Annotated in this window: 17 protein-coding genes; 9 read left to right on the forward strand and 8 right to left on the reverse strand. The window is 64.3% G+C overall.

Annotated features, from left to right (window positions below):
• Positions 1-74: 74 nt before the first annotated feature.
• The gene (locus tag G559_RS0115395; RefSeq protein WP_028629089.1) at positions 75-827 is read right to left on the reverse strand and encodes a gamma-glutamyl-gamma-aminobutyrate hydrolase family protein; all 753 of its coding nucleotides are present in this window, start codon (positions 825-827) and stop codon (positions 75-77) included.
• A 278-nt stretch (positions 828-1,105) separates the two neighbouring features.
• Between G559_RS0115395 and G559_RS0115400 the strand changes: the two genes are divergently transcribed.
• The 5 genes from G559_RS0115400 to aguA all read left to right on the forward strand — a co-directional run bounded on the left by G559_RS0115400 (position 1,106) and on the right by aguA (position 6,771).
• Positions 1,106-2,491: a glutamine synthetase family protein gene (locus tag G559_RS0115400; protein WP_028629090.1), complete on the forward strand. Its 1,386-nt coding sequence runs from the start codon at positions 1,106-1,108 to the stop codon at positions 2,489-2,491.
• Positions 2,492-2,644: 153 nt separating this feature from the next.
• Positions 2,645-3,703, forward strand: coding sequence for a polyamine ABC transporter substrate-binding protein (locus G559_RS0115405; protein WP_028629091.1), 1,059 nt, complete (start codon positions 2,645-2,647; stop codon positions 3,701-3,703).
• Between the two features lie 156 nt (positions 3,704-3,859).
• A complete protein-coding gene (locus tag G559_RS0115410) occupies positions 3,860-4,504 on the forward strand; it encodes a TetR/AcrR family transcriptional regulator (protein ID WP_028629092.1) in 645 nt (214 codons plus the stop codon).
• 196 nt (positions 4,505-4,700) lie between these two features.
• Positions 4,701-5,579, forward strand: coding sequence for an N-carbamoylputrescine amidase (gene aguB, locus G559_RS0115415; RefSeq protein ID WP_028629093.1), 879 nt, complete (start codon positions 4,701-4,703; stop codon positions 5,577-5,579).
• 85 nt (positions 5,580-5,664) lie between these two features.
• Positions 5,665-6,771: an agmatine deiminase gene (gene aguA, locus G559_RS0115420; RefSeq protein WP_028629094.1), complete on the forward strand. Its 1,107-nt coding sequence runs from the start codon at positions 5,665-5,667 to the stop codon at positions 6,769-6,771.
• Positions 6,772-6,920: 149 nt separating this feature from the next.
• On the opposite strand, the gene G559_RS0115425 is transcribed toward aguA, so the two are convergent.
• The 7 genes from G559_RS0115425 to G559_RS0115455 all read right to left on the reverse strand — a co-directional run bounded on the left by G559_RS0115425 (position 6,921) and on the right by G559_RS0115455 (position 13,300).
• Positions 6,921-7,136, reverse strand: coding sequence for a TOBE domain-containing protein (locus G559_RS0115425; RefSeq protein ID WP_003455791.1), 216 nt, complete (start codon positions 7,134-7,136; stop codon positions 6,921-6,923).
• A 37-nt stretch (positions 7,137-7,173) separates the two neighbouring features.
• Complete coding sequence (ssuB, locus tag G559_RS0115430; protein ID WP_028629095.1) at positions 7,174-7,983, reverse strand: aliphatic sulfonates ABC transporter ATP-binding protein; 810 nt, start codon at positions 7,981-7,983, stop codon at positions 7,174-7,176.
• Positions 7,980-8,765 carry an aliphatic sulfonate ABC transporter permease SsuC gene (gene ssuC / locus G559_RS0115435; RefSeq protein ID WP_028629096.1) on the reverse strand — a complete coding sequence of 262 codons (786 nt, stop codon included), beginning with the start codon at positions 8,763-8,765 and terminating at the stop codon, positions 7,980-7,982. The genes ssuB and ssuC overlap by 4 nt, the downstream gene beginning before the upstream one ends.
• A 10-nt stretch (positions 8,766-8,775) precedes the next feature.
• The gene (gene ssuD / locus G559_RS0115440) at positions 8,776-9,930 is read right to left on the reverse strand and encodes an FMNH2-dependent alkanesulfonate monooxygenase (protein ID WP_028629097.1); all 1,155 of its coding nucleotides are present in this window, start codon (positions 9,928-9,930) and stop codon (positions 8,776-8,778) included.
• A 52-nt stretch (positions 9,931-9,982) separates the two neighbouring features.
• Positions 9,983-10,945, reverse strand: coding sequence for a sulfonate ABC transporter substrate-binding protein (locus tag G559_RS0115445; RefSeq protein WP_028629098.1), 963 nt, complete (start codon positions 10,943-10,945; stop codon positions 9,983-9,985).
• A 98-nt stretch (positions 10,946-11,043) separates the two neighbouring features.
• Positions 11,044-11,682 (reverse strand): peroxiredoxin, encoded by a 639-nt coding sequence (locus G559_RS0115450; protein ID WP_028629099.1) that lies wholly within the window; start codon positions 11,680-11,682, stop codon positions 11,044-11,046.
• A 286-nt stretch (positions 11,683-11,968) separates the two neighbouring features.
• Positions 11,969-13,300, reverse strand: coding sequence for an OprD family porin (locus tag G559_RS0115455; protein ID WP_028629100.1), 1,332 nt, complete (start codon positions 13,298-13,300; stop codon positions 11,969-11,971).
• A 405-nt stretch (positions 13,301-13,705) separates the two neighbouring features.
• Here G559_RS0115455 and tauA point away from each other — a divergent pair, with 405 nt between their 5' ends.
• From tauA to tauD, 4 genes are all read left to right on the forward strand, one after another.
• Positions 13,706-14,686, forward strand: a complete 981-nt coding sequence (tauA, locus tag G559_RS0115460) for a taurine ABC transporter substrate-binding protein (protein WP_028629101.1) — start codon at positions 13,706-13,708, stop codon at positions 14,684-14,686.
• Positions 14,687-14,739: 53 nt separating this feature from the next.
• Positions 14,740-15,522, forward strand: a complete 783-nt coding sequence (gene tauB / locus G559_RS0115465; RefSeq protein WP_028629102.1) for a taurine ABC transporter ATP-binding subunit — start codon at positions 14,740-14,742, stop codon at positions 15,520-15,522.
• A complete protein-coding gene (gene tauC / locus G559_RS0115470; protein ID WP_028629103.1) occupies positions 15,519-16,352 on the forward strand; it encodes a taurine ABC transporter permease TauC in 834 nt (277 codons plus the stop codon). The genes tauB and tauC overlap by 4 nt, the downstream gene beginning before the upstream one ends.
• An 81-nt stretch (positions 16,353-16,433) precedes the next feature.
• Positions 16,434-17,267 carry a taurine dioxygenase gene (gene tauD, locus G559_RS0115475; RefSeq protein WP_028629104.1) on the forward strand — a complete coding sequence of 278 codons (834 nt, stop codon included), beginning with the start codon at positions 16,434-16,436 and terminating at the stop codon, positions 17,265-17,267.
• Positions 17,268-17,284: the final 17 nt, after the last annotated feature.

Genomic DNA, 17,284 nt, shown 5'->3' on the forward strand with positions numbered 1-17,284 from the left:
GACACCGGCCGCGATCAGTACAGTCCGAACTGCGCGACACGGCAAATCGCCGGTTTCCTGAAGAGTTCTCCCGCTCAGCGTTGCCCCGCCTTCTCCCTGCAAGCCTCACCAAAGGCCTGGAAGATGGCGAGATAGTTCGGGTTGGTCCGCACTTGCCACTCGGGATGCCACTGCACCCCAAGGGCAAAGCTCTTGGCGCCTTCGACCGAAAAGGCCTCGACCAACCCATCGGGCGCCAGAGCCTCTACATGCAGGCCCGGCGCCAGACGTTCAACGCCCTGGCCATGAATGGAGTTGACTTGAATCTCGGACGGCAAGCCGATGCCGTCGAGCACGCCACCGGGCTGCACCCGCAGCAGGTGACGGGGAGCGTATTGCACCTCGAGCGGCTCGTCGGCCGGCTCGCGGTGGTCCATGAATCCTTCTACTTCATGCACGCGCTGGTGCAGGGTGCCGCCAAAGGCCACGTTCATTTCCTGGAAACCACGGCAAATGCCCAGAACGGGAATACCGGCGGCGATGGCCGCACGGACCAGAGGCAGAGTAGTGCGATCCCGGGCGGGATCATGACGGGTGCCGGGCTCGGAAGCGGGGCCGCTATAATGATGGGGCTCTACATTAGAAGGAGAGCCGGTAAAGAGAAGACCGTCCAGGCTGGCCAGCAGGCTCGCCTGGTCCATCAGTTCAGCCAGGGCCGGGATCACTAGCGGAACACCACCAGCTCCGACCGCCACCGCACGAACATACTTGTCACCCGCTATATGATAAGTCTGAGGACCGATCTCTCTGGTGCAAGCGGAGACGCCGATCAACGGCAGGCGAGACATGAGACACCCGTTTTATTTGTCTGTTATGGGTTGCGACCGAGCTTAGCGTTGTTCATTTTTTTACACAATAGGGCTGTAAAAAATTGAACACGCCCCGCTGAGCACCGCAGCCGGCAGGGCTCTGAGAGAGGTTCGGATGCCCCAGAACGCCCCAAAACTGGCCATCGAGCCCGTTTTTGGGGCAAAATAGGGCTCGCTTGACATCGAGGGGTGATTCGGATTGACTCACACCTTAGATAGAGCGTGATTGATATTTTTAACAATAAAGGTGTTGCATCATGTCGGTACCCCCGCGTGCCGTTCAGCTTCAAGAAGCGAACGAGTTCCTTAAGGAGCATCCTGAGGTCCAGTTCGTCGACCTGTTGATTGCAGATATGAATGGAGTGGTACGAGGCAAGCGAATCGAACGCGCCAGCCTGACCAAAGTCTACGAGAAAGGCATCAACCTCCCCGCTTCCATCTTCGCTCTCGATATCAACGGATCCACCGTCGAAAGCACCGGCCTCGGCCTGGACATCGGCGACGCAGACCGCATCTGCTATCCCATCCCCGACACCCTCAGCGACGAACCCTGGCAGAAGCGCCCGACCGCGCAGCTGCTTATGACCATGCATGAGGTCGAAGGCGAAGGCGAACCCTTCTTTGCCGACCCTCGCGAGGTCTTGCGTCGTGTGGTGGAGAAATTCGATGAGCTCGGCCTGACCATCTGCGCCGCGTTCGAACTGGAGTTCTACCTGATCGACCAGGAGAACATCAACGGCCGTCCGCAGCCGCCGCGTTCTCCCATCTCCGGCAAGCGTCCGCAGTCCACCCAGGTGTACCTGATCGACGACCTCGACGAATACGCCGACTGCCTGCAGGACATCCTCGAAGGCGCCAAGGTCCAGGGCATCCCGGCCGACGCGATCGTCAAGGAAAGCGCCCCGGCCCAGTTCGAAGTCAACCTGCATCACGTTGAAGACGCCCTGAAGGCCTGCGACTACGCCGTACTGCTCAAGCGTCTGATCAAGAACATCGCCTACGACCATGAAATGGATACCACCTTCATGGCCAAGCCCTACCCGGGCCAGGCGGGCAACGGCCTGCACGTGCATATCTCGCTGATCGACAAGAAGACCGGCAAGAACATCTTCACCGCCGATGATCCCGAGCAGAACGCCGCTTTGCGTCATGCGGTCGGCGGTGTGCTCGAGACCATGCCTGCATCCATGGGCTTCCTCTGCCCGAACGTGAACTCCTACCGCCGTTTCGGCGCGCAGTTCTACGTGCCGAACGCGCCGAGCTGGGGTTTGGACAACCGTACCGTAGCTGTTCGCGTGCCCACCGGTAGCGCAGATGCCGTGCGCATCGAACACCGCGTGGCCGGTGCCGACGCCAACCCTTACCTGATGATGTCGGCCATCCTCGCGGGCATTCACCACGGCCTGACCAACAAGGTCGAGCCGGGGGCGCCCATCGAAGGCAACTCCTACGAACAGCTGGAGCAAAGCCTGCCAAACAACCTGCGCGATGCCTTGCGCGAGCTGGACGACAGCGAAGTCCTGGCCAAGTACATCAGCCCGGACTACATCGACATCTTCGTCGCCTGTAAGGAAAGCGAGCTGGAGGAGTTCGAGCACTCCATCTCCGACCTCGAGTACAACTGGTACCTGCATACCGTGTAAGCGAGTCCACAACGCCGGCCCCAGGGCCGGCGTTGTCGTATCTGGACCCTTTGCAACATCCGGCGCAACGGACCCTTCCGGCCGCCTGCGTCTTGCAGCACCCGCAAGAAACAACAACAAACAAAACCTGCATGCTTTATCAGGGAGGACGTCATGCCCCGCTTGCTCGCCCCGCTGTTGCTCGCATTGCTCCCCGCACTGGCCCAGGCCGAAGACCTGATCCGTGTCTACAACTGGAACGACTACATTGCCCCGGAGGTGCTGGAAGAGTTCCAGAAAGAAACCGGCATCAAGGTCGAGTACCACACCTTCAGCAGCGCCGAAGAGCTGGACAACGCGCTGGCCAGCGGCGAACCGATCGACGTGGCAGTCCCCTCGCACAACGACCTGCCGCGACTGATCAAGGAAGGCCGCCTGCAACCCCTGGACTTCTCCCGACTGCCCAACCGCCAGCACCTGGACAAGCAACTGCTGAGCAAGCTGGCCGCCATGGACCCGAACAACCAGCATGCCGTGCCCTACCTCTGGGGTGCCGTTGGCCTGGCCGTGAACACGCCCCTGGCGGAGAAGGCCTTTGGCGGCCCGCTGCCCCAGAGCTGGAGCCTGCTGTTCGATGCCGAACAGAGTGCGCGCCTTGGCCAGTGCGGCATCAGCCTGCTGGACGCCCCCGACGAAACCCTCGCCGTGCTGTTCAACTACCAGGGCCGTAACTTCGCCCGCAGCGCGCCAAGCCGGCTCAAGCGCAGCGCCGAGGCACTCAATGGCCTGCGCCCGAACCTGCGCTACATCGACAGCGAGCGCTACATTGCTGATCTCAATGCCGGCAACCTCTGCGTCGCCATGGCCTGGGTCGGCGACGCCCTGAACGCCGCCGCGGCCGGCCAGCCGGTGACCTTCATGGTCCCGGACGAAGGCTCGGTGGTCTTCATCGACAATCTGGCGATCCCCACCAGCGCCAACCGCGCCGACCTCGCACACCGGTTCATCGACTTCATGCTGCGTCCGCAGGTGGCGGCAAAGGTCACCAGCGCCACCCTCTACCCGAGCGGTAACGCTGACGCCCGCCAGTACCTGGATGATTCCCTGCGCAACCAGCCCGGCCTGTACCCGGACAAGGACACCAAGCGTCGCCTGTTCCCGGTCGAGCCAGTGCCGGAGAAGCTCAGCGCCACCCGCGACGAAGTCTGGACGGCGTTTCGCGAAGGCCTATAGGGGCGAATTTATTCGCCAAGCAGGACGCAGTCCGGCCAGAAAATCCTCTCTCCCGCGGCCCTCTGCCGCACGCGGGAGAGGGGGCCATGCATCCGCTCTCTTGCTCCTGAACCACCGCCTGGCGTCCAATAGCGCCTCTTCGGAAAGGAGCCTCCCATGCCGCGTCCCGCCACCGCCCGCAAACCGCGCGCCAGCAGTCAGCTGCGCATCGCCGGGATTCTCGACGCCGCCCGCGCCCTGCTGGCCGAACAGGGCGTGGCCAACCTGTCGATCTACAGCGTTGCCGAGCGCGCAGAGATGCCGCCCTCCTCCGTCTACCACTTCTTCGCCAGCGTGCCGGCGATCCTCGAAGCGCTGACTGCCGACATCCACGCCGCCTTTCGCGCCTGCCTGCAGCAACCCATCGAGCACGACGGCCTGCGCCACTGGCACGACCTCTCGCGGCTGGTGGAAGAGCGCATGCTGTCGATCTACGCCGCCGACGCCGCTGCGCGTCAGCTGATCCTCGCCCAGCACGGCCTCACCGAAGTCACCCAGGCCGACCGCCAGCACGACATCGAACTGGGCCGACTGATGCACGCCCTCTTCGCGCGCCACTTCGAGTTGCCGGTGCTGCCGGATGACGTCGACGTCTTCGCCCTGGCCATGGAACTGGGCGACCGCGTCTACGCCCGCTCGGTGCAGCTGCACGGCGCAATCACCCCGCGCCTGGCTGAAGAAGGCATGCGCGTATTCGACGCCTACCTCGGTCTCTACTTGCCGCCCTACCTGCCCAAGCGCGCCCTTCCGCGGGACGACTGAATTCACGCAAAACCGATATTTATCCGCAAATAAATCAAGAATCAGCCTTTGATAGATAAATCTAGCTTTGAAAGCGGATTTTTATCGGATATAAAGTCGCCATCCGCACGGCGGCACACTCCGCCAGCACGGAAAAACCACCGATTGCCGATAGATATCCGGCAACCGGCCCTGATTCGTACTGACGAGGTGTTCCATGTCCCGCATCGTTACCGTCGCCGCCACCCAGATGGCCTGCTCCTGGAATCGCGCCGCGAATATCGCTAACGCCGAGAAACTGGTCCGCGCGGCTGCCGCCAAAGGCGCCCAGATCATCCTGATCCAGGAGCTCTTCGAGACCCCCTACTTCTGCCAGAAGCCGAACCCGGACTATCTGCAACTGGCCACCCCGACCGAGACCAACGAAGCCATCGCGCATTTCCAGAATGTCGCCAAGGAACTGCAGGTCGTGCTGCCCATCAGCTACTTCGAGCAGGCTGGCCGTGCACGCTTCAACAGCATCGCCATCATCGATGCCGACGGCAGCAACCTCGGCGTCTACCGCAAGAGCCACATCCCGGACGGCCCCGGCTACCACGAGAAGTACTACTTCAACCCGGGCGACACCGGTTTCAAAGTCTGGAACACCCGCTACGCCAAGATCGGCGTGGGCATCTGCTGGGACCAGTGGTTCCCGGAAGCGGCCCGCAGCATGGCCCTGCTGGGTGCCGAGATCCTCTTCTACCCGACCGCCATCGGCAGCGAGCCGCATGATGCGAACATCACCTCGCGTGATCACTGGCAGCGCGTGCAACAAGGCCATGCCGGCGCCAACCTGATGCCGCTGGTGGCGTCCAACCGCATCGGCAAGGAAGAGCAGGACGGCTACGACATCACCTTCTATGGCTCCTCCTTCATCGCCGACCAGTTCGGCGCCAAGGTCGAGGAACTCAACGAGACCGAAGAAGGCATCCTGGTGCACAGCTTCGACCTCGACAAACTGGAGCATGTGCGCAGCGCCTGGGGTGTGTTCCGCGACCGCCGCCCGAACCTATACTCCCCGATCAAGACCCTGGACGGCTCCCTCGAGTCGTAATGCCCGAATCCAGGGGCCAGCCCGATGGCGATGCACTGTTCGCCAGCGGGTTGGCCCCTGCTCCATTTCAGACGGTGAATTGTTGATGAACACACTGAGCAGCCTCCCCCGCGATGACGGCTTCCGCATGCCGGCCGAATGGGAACCCCATACCCGCACCTGGATGGTCTGGCCGGAACGCCCCGACAACTGGCGCCTCGGCGGAAAGCCCGCGCAAGCGGCCTTCACCGCCGTGGCCAAGGCCATCGCCCGCTTCGAGCCGGTGACCGTCTGCGTCTCCGCCACCCAGTACGAGAATGCCCGCGCACGCCTCGACGAACCGAACATCCGCGTGGTGGAAATCAGCACAGACGACGCCTGGGTCCGCGATACCGGCCCGACCTTCGTGGTCAACGACAACGGCGACGTGCGCGGCGTGGACTGGACCTTCAACGCCTGGGGCGGCTTCGACGGCGGCCTCTACTTCCCCTGGAACCGCGATGACCAGGTGGCCCGCAAGGTCCTCGAAATCGAAGGCTGCAAGCGTTACCGCACCGATGGCTTCGTGCTGGAAGGCGGCTCCATCCACGTGGATGGCGAAGGCACCCTGATCACCACCGAAGAGTGCCTGCTGAACAAGAACCGCAACCCGCACCTGACCCGCGACCTGATCGAAGCCGTGCTGCGCGAGCAACTGTCGATCGAGACTGTGATCTGGCTGCCGGACGGCCTGTACAACGACGAGACCGACGGCCATGTGGATAACTTCTGCTGCTACGTGCGCCCGGGCGAAGTCCTGCTGGCCTGGACCGATGACCCGCACGACCCGAACTTCCCGCGCTGCCAGGCGGCCATGAAGGTTCTGGAGCACGCCCGCGACGCCAAGGGCCGCCAGCTGGTAGTGCACAAGATGCCGATCCCCGGCCCGATCTACGCCACCGAGGAAGAATGCGCCGGTGTGGACCTGGTGGAAGGCACCCAGGAACGCGATCCGTCGATCCGCCTGGCTGGCTCCTACGTGAACTTCCTGATCGTCAACGGCGGCATCGTCGCGCCCAAGTTCGACGACGCGAAAGACGCCACGGCCGAAGCCATCTTGAAGCGCGTCTTCCCGCAGCACGAAGTGGTGATGGTGCCCGGCCGCGAGATCCTCCTCGGCGGCGGCAACATCCACTGCATCACCCAACAGCAACCGGCGCCGCAAAAGCGCTGAGCCAAGCTGGAATGAACGAACCCCCGCAGATGCGGGGGTTCGTTTTTTGTATCCGTAGGATGGGTAGAGCCTGCGAAACCCATCGAATGCTGGGCACGCCAGCATGGGTTTCGCTCCGCTCTACCCATCCTACGGAAGCACAGCCTGCATCACAGCTTCGCAATCGACACCTCGGTGGATTTCACGAAGGCAATCACCTCGGAGCCGATGCCCAGTTCCAGCTCGCGCACGGAGCGGGTGGTGATGACGGAAGTCACGATGCCGGCGGCGGTCTGCACGTCGATCTCCGAGAGCACCGGGCCTTCGATGATTTCCTTGATAGTGCCCTTGAACTGGTTGCGGACGTTGATGGCTTTGATGGTCATGGCGGTTATTCCTTTGCTCGGGGTATTGGGGTTTGGGTCAAAGTGCCCAACGCAATTGCGTGGGCAGGGGGGATATGGGTTCGGGTTCCGGCGGGGCCGGCGGTAGCGCCAGCACCCGGTCCAGCACTTCGGCTTCCAGCGCAGCGAGACGGGCCGAGCCACGGGCTCGCGGACGTTGCAGCTCAACCGGTAGATCCAGGCCGATTGCACCGTCCTCGATCAGGATCACCCGGTCGGCAACGGCCACCGCCTCACTCACGTCGTGGGTCACCAGCAGGACAGTGAAACCGTGTTGCTGCCAGAGGCGCTCGATCAACTGCTGCATCTCGATGCGGGTCAGGGCATCTAGGGCACCCAGGGGCTCGTCCAGCAGCAGCAGGCGCGGTTGGTGGATCAGGGCGCGGGCCAGGGCCACGCGCTGCTTCTGGCCACCGGAGAGCGCCGCCGGCCACTCATGCGCACGGTCGGCCAGCCCCACTGCGTCCAAGGCTTCGAGGGCGCGCGGACGCCAGTCGCCGGAAAGGCCCAGGCCGACGTTGTCGATCACCCGTTTCCAGGGCAATAGGCGCGCATCCTGGAACATCAGGCGAGTGTCCTCGCGGGCGTCTTCCAACGGCGCCGAGCCGGCCAGCAGCTCGCCACGGGAGGGCTTGTCCAACCCGGCCAACAGGCGCAGCAGGGTGCTCTTGCCGCACCCGCTGCGACCGACCACGGCAACGAACTGGCCGGCAGGAATCAGCAGGTCGATACCCTTGAGCACTTCACGCTCGCCAAAGGCCTTGCCGATACCGCGCAACGCCAGCGGAATGCCGCGCTTGAGGCGTTGTGGAACCTGGGCAGCGGTCATGCGGCACCTCCCTTGGCCTGGTAAGCCGGGTGCCAGCGCAACCAGACGCGCTCCAGGCCCCGAGCGGCGACGTCGGCCAGCTTGCCGAGCACCGCGTAGAGCAGGATCGCCAGAACCACCACATCGGTCTGCAGGAACTCGCGGGCGTTCATCGCCAGGTAGCCGATGCCGGAGCTGGCGGAAATCGTCTCGGCGACGATCAGCGTCAGCCACATGAAGCCAAGGGCGAAACGCACGCCCACCAGGATCGAGGGCAGCGCCCCGGGCAGGATCACCTGGCTGAACAGTGCGAAGCCGGACAACCCGTAACTGCGCGCCATTTCCACCAGCGCCGGGTCTACGTTGCGGATGCCGTGGTAGGTGTTGAGGTAAATGGGGAACAGGGTGCCGAGGGCAACCAGGAAAATCTTCGCCGATTCATCGATGCCGAACCACAGGATCACCAGTGGAATCAGCGCCAGGTGCGGCACGTTACGGATCATCTGCACCGAGCTGTCCAGTAGGCGCTCGCCCCACTTCGACAGGCCGGTAATGAAGCCCAGCAACAGGCCGAGGCCGCCGCCAATGGAGAAACCGATACCCGCACGCCAGCCGCTGATGGCCAGATGGGTCCAGATCTCGCCGCTGGACAGCAGGCTCCAGCCCGCCGCCAGCACCGCGCTTGGCGCTGGCAGGATGCGGGTGGAGAGCAGGCCGGTTGCCACTGCACCCTGCCAGATCGCCAGCAGCGCCACGGGCAAGGCCCAGGGCGCCAGGCGCAGGAGTATGGAATTGAATTTCATCCCCGCGCCCTCAGCTCTGCGATGCCAGCTTGGCTTCGGGCAGGGCCTCGTTGGCCACCATCTCGCCGAAGGGGCTGATGAAGCCCAGGCCGTCGTTGGTGCGCGGACGGGCGACATCCAGATGGGGGAACAGCAATTCCGCAACGCGATAGGACTCTTCCAGGTGCGGATAGCCGGAGAAGATGAAGGTGTCGATGCCGAGGTCGGCGTACTCCTTCACCCGCGCGGCCACGGTCGGGCCATCGCCCACCAGCGCCGTACCGGCACCACCGCGCACCAGGCCGACGCCGGCCCAGAGGTTGGGGCTGACTTCCAGCTTGTCGCGCCGGCCGTTGTGCAGGGCAGCCATGCGCTGTTGGCCTACCGAGTCGAAGCGGGCGAAGGCAGCCTGCGCCTTGGCGATGGTGGCATCGTCGAGGTTCTCGATCAGGCGGTCGGCAGCCGCCCAGGCAGCTTCGTTGGTTTCACGCACGATCACGTGCAGGCGGATGCCAAAACGCACCGTGCGACCCAGCTTGGCGGCCTTGGCGCGCACCTGTTCGATCTTCTCTTTCACCGCTGCCGGCGGCTCGCCCCAGGTCAGGTACAGCTCGACCTGCTCGGCGGCGAGGTCCTGGGCGGCCTCGGAGGAACCTCCGAAGTACAGCGGCGGACGCGGCTGTTGCAGTGGCGGGTAGAACAATTTGGCCCCCTTCACCTGGAGGTGCTTGCCGTCGTAATCGACGGTTTCGCCCTCCAGCACGCGGCGCCAGATGCGGGTGAACTCCACCGAGGCTTCGTAACGCTCGGCGTGGTTCAGGTGCAGGCCATCGGCGGCCAGTTCATCCGGGTCGCCACCGGTGACCAGGTTGAACAAGGCGCGGCCACCGGACAGGCGATCCAGGGTCGCCGCCTGGCGCGCGGCCACGGTCGGCGAAATGATTCCGGGGCGCAGGGCCACGAGGAATTTCAGGCGTTGGGTTACCGGGATCAGCGAAGCCGCCACCAGCCAGGAGTCCTCGCAGGAACGCCCGGTGGGGATCAGCACGCCGCCGAAGCCGAGACGGTCGGCTGCCTGGGCGATCTGTTGCAGGTAGCCGTGGTCGACGGCGCGGGCGCCCTCGGAGGTGCCGAGGTAGTGGCCGTCGCCGTGGGTCGGCAGGAACCAGAAGATGTTCAAGCTCATGGAGTGGTCTCCTTAAAGGTGTCCCCCTCTCCCTCCGGGAGAGGGGTTCAAGTCACTGCTGCGCGACCTTGGCCGGCGGCGTCCAGATCACGTCGGCGATGCTGAGTTTTTTCGGAATCAGCTTCAGCGCGGTGAAGGTGTCGGCGATCTTCTGCTGCGCAGTGACCACCTCCGGGCTCAGCGGCTGGGCACCGTAGCCCTGGCGCTTCACGGCGATGGAAGTGATGTCCTTTGGCAGGCCCAGCAGCGGCGCGACCTGTTCGGTGACCTTGTCCGGATCGGCCTTGGAGTCCTCGCCCACGGCGCGTACTTCCTCGATCAGGGTGTTGATCACCTGCGGGTGCTTCTGGGCATAGGTGCGAGTGGCCAGGTAGAACTGGTGGTTATCCACAAGCCCTTCGCCATTGCGCAGGGTGCGCGCCTCGAGCTGCTTCTCGGCGGCGGCCTGGAAGGGGTCCCAGATCACCCAGGCGTCCACGCTGCCGCGTTCGAAGGCGGCGCGGGCGTCGGCCGGGGGCAGGTAGACGGGCTGGATATCGCTGTACTTCAGACCGGCCTCCTCCAGCGCACGCACCAACAGGTAGTGCACGTTGGAACCCTTGTTCAGGGCGACCTTCTTGCCGGCCAGCGCCTTCACCGACTGGATGGACGACCCCTTGGGCACCAGGATCGCTTCGCTCTGCGGGGCCGGCGGCTCATAGGCCACGTAGAGCAGGTCGGCGCCTGCTGCCTGGGCGAATACCGGTGGGGTTTCGCCGGTCACGCCGAAGTCAATGGAGCCCACGTTGAGGCCCTCCAGCAGCTGCGGGCCGCCGGGGAACTCGGTCCATTTGACGTCGATGCCCTGTTCGGCCAGACGCTTCTCCAGCGTGCCCTTGGCCTTTAGCAGCACCAGGGTGCCGTATTTCTGGTAGCCGATTCGCAGGGTTTCGGCCTGTGCTTGAGTGATGGCGCCGAAAGCCAGGGCAGCCGCGAACAGGGCAGCCAGGCTCCGACGCAAAGTGATGGTGCGCATGGCGCTCTCCTCATGACTTTGCTTGTGATGTCGTTGCCTGCTGGCCCGTTGGCGGGTGAGTAAGGCGCGGGTTAAGTGCGCGCGAGGCGCCGGATGGATCAGCGGTTGGGTTGCGGCGTCAGGCGCAGGTAGGGCCGGACCGCCTTGTAGCCGCGCGGGAAGCGCTGGCGGATTTCGTCTTCATCCTTGAGCGAGGGCACGATCACCACGTCGTCACCGTCCTGCCAATTGGCTGGGGTGGCGACCTTGTGGTTGTCGGTCAGTTGCAGGGAGTCGATTACCCGCAGGATCTCGTTGAAGTTGCGCCCGGTGCTGGCCGGGTAGGTGATGATCAGGCGCACTTTCTTGTTCGGGTCGATGATGAACAGCGAGCGCACGGTGAGGGTGTCGTTGGCGTTCGGGTGGATCAGGTCGTAGAGGTCGGACACCTGGCGGTCGGCGTCGGCGATGATCGGGAAATTCACCAGGGTGCCCTGGGTGTCGTTGATGTCATCGATCCAGCGGTGATGGGAATCCACCGGGTCGACCGACAAGGCGATCGCCTTCACGCCACGGGCGGTGAATTCATCCTTGAGCTTGGCGGTGAATCCCAGTTCGGTGGTGCACACCGGCGTGAAGTCAGCGGGGTGCGAAAACAGCACGCCCCAACTACCGTCCAGCCATTCATGGAAGCGGATGCGGCCTTCGCTGGAGTCCTGTTCAAAGTCGGGGGCGATGTCGCCGAGGCGGATACTCATGGTGCGGCTCCTGTGTCTGGGTGTCGTTCCGTGGGGCCCACTATGCGTAGCTGCACTGCAAATTAAAAAGAATAAATAACGATTTATTTATGCGATTTAGAGATATAAAAATACAAACGTGAAGAAGCCGGGAAGGCCTCTGGAATGAGGTTCCCGGCGGTCTCATGGTGCTCACTGCGGGCCGTCGCCCTCACCCCAACCCTCTCCCGGAGGGAGAGGGGGCTGTCAGTGCCAGGAGGGCGAATTCATTCGCGATCGTAGGGTGGGCTTCAGCCCACCACCGGCCTTACAGCAACGTCAGGGTATAGCTCAGGATCAGGCGGTTCTCGTCCTGGTCACGGGCGGCATCACTGCGCAGCGCGGCGTTGCGCCAGGACACGCCCAGGCCTTTCAGCGGACCGCCCTGCAGCACGTAGTCGAGGCGAAAATCGCGCTCCCACTCGCCCTGGTCGCTGCCCTGGGTCTCGATGTTGCTGCCCTTCAGGTAGGTGCCCACCGCCTTCAGGCCCGGCACGCCGAGCTTGGCGAAGTCGTAGCCGTACTCGGCCACCCAGGTGCGCTCGCCGGCGCTGAGGAACTTGCCGATCTGGCGGTCGGTGATCAGGTAGGCGGTGGCGCCATCACCCTGGTTGAGGAAGGGGAAGGCGCTGTCGCCGGAGACCTGCTGGTAGCCCAGGCTGGCCGCGTGGCCACCGAGGGTGTAGGTGAACAGGGCGCTCCAGGTGCGGTTGTCGACTTCAAAGCGGTCCGGATCGTTGGCCGCCCAGTTGCCCGAGCTGCGGAAGCCTTCGCGGCGGCCGGCGACGCTGGCGTTCTTGCCGTCGGAGTCGCTGTAGAAGTAGCGCAGGTCGGACTTCAGCGCGCCCACCGGCAGCGCCCAGTTGTGGGTCAGGCCGAGAAAGTGCTGGTTATAGAAGTCTTCCAGGTTGCCGTAGTAGTACTGCGCGAGCAGGTTGTCGCTGACCTTGTAGTCGCCACCGGCGAAGTAGAACGTGTTGACGAACTGGCCGGTACGGGCGTTGTTCGCGCCGGCGATGGACAGGCCGCGGGCGTCGCTGGAGTTACGCCCCTTGGCGTGTTCCAGCTGGCCACCGACCAGGGTCAGGCCGGCGATCTCGCTGGAGGTCACCTGGCCACCCTCGAAGGTCTGCGGCAGCAGGCGACCGTCGTTGTAGGTCACCACCGGCAGCTTCGGCAGCAGCGTGCCGATGCGCGCTTCGGTCTTGGAGATACGCACCTTGCCGGTCACACCGAGGCTGCCGAAGTCGTCCTCGGCGCGACCGTCATTGTCGGTGGGAAACACGGTGCCGCCGTAGCTGGCGCTGGTCGGGTTGTAGTGGCGGCCCTTGCCGGAATCCAGCTTCACCCCCAACAGGCCGAGCGCGTCGACGCCCACGCCAACGGTGCCTTCGGTGTAGCCGGAGGCGTAGTTGAACAAGAAGCCCTGGCCCCACTCTTCCTGCTTGGAAGGTGCGTCGGCGAACTGGCGGTTGTCCGAGTTGATGTAGAAGTTGCGCAGGGCCAGGCTGGCCTTGCTGTCTTCGATGAAACCGCCAGCGGCGGCCTGCTGGGCCAGCACGCCGAGGGCGACGGCCAGGGCGAGGGACGACTTGTTCATGCTCGATGCTCCATTGCGATCTTGTAGGGGAGTGAGATGCCCGGAGCAGGAGCAGACGCGATGCGCCGCCGCGTGACCTTCGAAGCCACTGTCGTTTTCACAGGCTCCGGTGCATATGCGATGCGGCGGTCCGCTTTCGGCAGGCCGCCACTCTAGAAGGCGAATGCTAATTTCTAAAAAGAATTATTTTTTTGATAAAGATAACTTTTAGAAATAAGCAATTGTGCGCAGACCGCTCCTCTCCCCCGATTCGTCGGACCTAAGCTAATTCTAAAAAATTATTTATTTCTTATTTTTTAGATCAATTAGCTTGTCTCTACCGGACCACCGGACACCCAGAACGCAATACCCCCTGTCCCGTGGACCGGCCTCCTAGGCCGGCCCCAGCCCGTTGAGGAGCACCCCATGCTTTCGTCCCAGTTTCCCCGTCGCCTGCTGGCGGCCCTGACCCTTGGCGGCCTGGCCCTGAGCGCCCAGGCCGCGGATTTCACCGTCGCCTACCAGACCACCGTCGACCCGGCCAAGGTCGCCCAGGCCGATGGCGCCTATGAGAAGGCGAGCAAATCCAGCATTGACTGGCGCAAGTTCGACAGCGGCGCTGAAGTCATCACCGCCGTCGCCTCCGGTGACGTGCAAATCGGCTATGTCGGCTCCAGCCCGCTGGCCGCCGCCGCCACTCGCCAGCTGCCGATCCAGACATTCCTCATTGCCACCCAGATCGGCGACGCCGAAGCCCTGGTGGCGCGCAATGGCGCCGGTATCACCAAGCCCGAAGATCTGATCGGCAAGAAGATCGCCGTGCCCTTCGTTTCAACCGGCCACTACAGCCTGCTGGCCGCCCTCAAGCACTGGCAGATCGACCCCACCAAGGTCACCATCCTCAACCTCGCACCGCCAGCCATCGTCGCCGCCTGGCAGCGTGGCGACATCGATGCCACCTACGTCTGGGATCCGGCCCTGGGCGTTGCCAAGTCCAACGGCAAGGTGCTGATCAGCTCCGGTGAGCTGAGCAAGCTGGGCGCGCCCACCTTCGACGCCTGGATCGTGCGCAAGGACTTCGCCAAGAAGCATCCGGAAGTCGTCCGCGCCTTCGCCAAGGTGACCCTCGACGCCTACGCCGCCTACCGCAAGGACCCGAAAGCCTGGCTGGCCGACAAGGCCAACATCGACAAGCTGGTGAAACTGTCCGGCGCCAAGGCCGAGGACATCCCGCTGCTGCTGCAGGGCAACGTCTTCCCGCTCGCCGCCGACCAGGTAACCGCCCTCGGTGCACCGACCACCCAGGCCATCAGCGAGACCGCGCGCTTCCTCAAGGAGCAAGGCAAGGTCGACGCCGTGCTGCCTGACTACGCCCCGTACGTAAGCTCCAAGTACGTCCAGAACTGATTCACCCCGCCTGCCCGACACGTCGGGCAGGCCCTTTCGAGACCCTGCAGAAAATGGCCTTACTCCAGCTGGAGCGCATCAGCGCACAGTACCCAGGCGCGGCCGAGCCGGTACTGACCGACATTTCCTTCGACCTCGGCCCAGGCGAGCTACTGGTAGCCCTCGGCCCGTCCGGCAGCGGCAAGACCACCCTGCTCAATCTCATTGCCGGTTTTGTCAGCCCCAGCGCCGGTCGCATCAGCCTCGACGGCGTGCCCGTCAACGGCCCCAGCGCCGAACGCGGCGTGGTGTTCCAGGACGATGCCCCACTGCCCTGGCAGGACGTGCTCGGCAATGTCGCCTTCGGCCTCGAACTCGCCGGCGTTCCCCGTGCCGAGCGTGAGGCACGTGCCCGCGAAATGCTCGCCCTGGTGGACCTCGTCGGCTTCGACAAGCGCCGCATCTGGGAACTTTCCGGTGGACAGAAACAGCGCGTCGGGATCGCACGTGCCCTGGCCGCCGACCCGCGCGTGCTGCTGATGGACGAGCCCTTCGGCGCCCTCGATGCCTTCACCCGCGAACAGATGCAGGAGCTGTTGCTGCAAGTCTGGCGACGCGCGGCCAAACCCGTTTTCCTGATCACCCACGACATCGAGGAAGCGGTTTTCCTCGCCACCGAACTCATCCTGCTGTCGCCCAACCCGGGCCGCATCAGCGAACGCCTGCGCCTGGACTTCGGCCAGCGCTACGCCGCCGGGGAAAGTGCACGGGCGATCAAGTCCGATCCGCAGTTCATCGAGACGCGCGAACATGTACTCGCCCAGGTCTTCGCCGAACGCCAGAGGAGAAGCACATGAGTAGTCTCGACCTGACCCTGGCCAGCAAGACCGCCACGACTGTGAAACCACGCCAGCGCCGGCCCCTGAGCACCCTGTCCATCAGCCTGCTGACCCTCGGCAGCCTGCTGCTGGCCTGGTGGGCCGTGACCACCGCCGGCCTGATCGAACCCCTGTTCCTGCCCAGCCCGCAGGCCATCGCCCGCAAGGGTTGGGTGCTGCTGACCCAGGGCTACATGGACGCCAGCCTCTGGCAGCATCTGAGCGCGAGCCTGGGACGCATCGGCGCCGCGCTGCTGGCTGCGGTACTGACCGCCGTTCCGCTGGGTATCGCTATCGGTCGCAACCGCATTGCCCGTGGCATCTTCGACCCGCTGATCGAGTTCTATCGGCCCATTCCACCGCTGGCCTACCTGCCCCTGATCGTCATCTGGTGCGGCATCGGCGAGCTGTCCAAGGTGCTGCTGATCTTCCTCGCGATCTTCGCCCCCATCGCCATCGCCACCGCCACCGGCGTGCGCAATGTCGACCCGGCGCGGTTGCGTGCGGCGCAGTCGCTGGGTGCCAGCCAGGCCCAACTGATCCGCCATGTGATCCTGCCCAGTGCCCTGCCGGACATCCTCACCGGCGTGCGAATTGGCCTTGGCGTCGGCTGGTCCACCCTGGTGGCCGCCGAGCTGGTGGCCGCCACCCGTGGCCTGGGCTTCATGGTGCAGTCGGCGGCGCAGTTCCTGGTCACCGATGTGGTGATCCTCGGCATCCTCGTCATCGCCCTGATCGCCTTCGCCCTCGAACTCGGCCTGCGCGCCCTGCAACGCAAGCTCGTGCCCTGGCACGGGCAAAGCCACTGATCCCGCATTACCCCCTCTCCCTCCGGGAGAGGGTCGGGGTGAGGGGAATCCCCGCTCCGCGCTATCTGGAGATTCACTGCCATGACCCTGCATATCACCCCGCTCTCCCCCGCCCTCGGCGCCGTGGCCGAAGGCCTCGACCTCAGCAAGCCGCTCGACGCCTCGCAGCGCGTTGCAGTGGAGCAAGCTCTGCTCAACCACCAGGTACTGTTCTTCCGCGACCAGCCGCTGAACCCGCAGCAGCAGGCAGCCTTCGCCCGCAACTTCGGTGACCTGCACATCCACCCGATCTATCCGAACATTCCCGAGCAGCCGGAGGTGCTGGTACTCGACACCGCCGTCACCGACGTGCGCGACAACGCCCTCTGGCACACCGACGTGACCTTCCTGGAAACCCCGGCGCTCGGCGCGGTGCTCGCCGCCAAACAGCTCCCGCCCTACGGCGGTGACACCCTCTGGGCCAGCAGCAGCGCGGCCTATGACGCATTGTCGAAACCCATCCAGGAGCTACTGGATGGCTTGACCGCCACCCACGACCTGTCCCGTTCCTTTCCCGAGGAACGCTTCAGCCTCACAGCCGAAGAGCACGAGCGTCTGGAAGACGCCAAGCGCAAGTACCCGCCTCGCAGCCATCCGGTGGTGCGCGCCCATCCGGTCACCGGACGCAAGGGCTTGTTCGTCAACGAAGGCTTCACCACCCGCATCAACGAACTGTCGGCCACGGAAAGCGATGCACTGCTGCGCCTGCTCTTCGCCCATGCCACCCACCCGGCATTCACCATCCGCTGGCGCTGGCAGGCCAATGACGTGGCTTTCTGGGACAACCGCATCACCCAGCATTTCGCGGTCGACGACTACCGTCCGCAGCGTCGCGTGATGCACCGCGCAACGATCCTGGGGGACAAGCCGTTCTGAAAGTCCGCCCCCTCTCC

The organism is Metapseudomonas resinovorans DSM 21078 (genome assembly GCF_000423545.1).
Taxonomy (GTDB): domain Bacteria; phylum Pseudomonadota; class Gammaproteobacteria; order Pseudomonadales; family Pseudomonadaceae; genus Metapseudomonas; species Metapseudomonas resinovorans.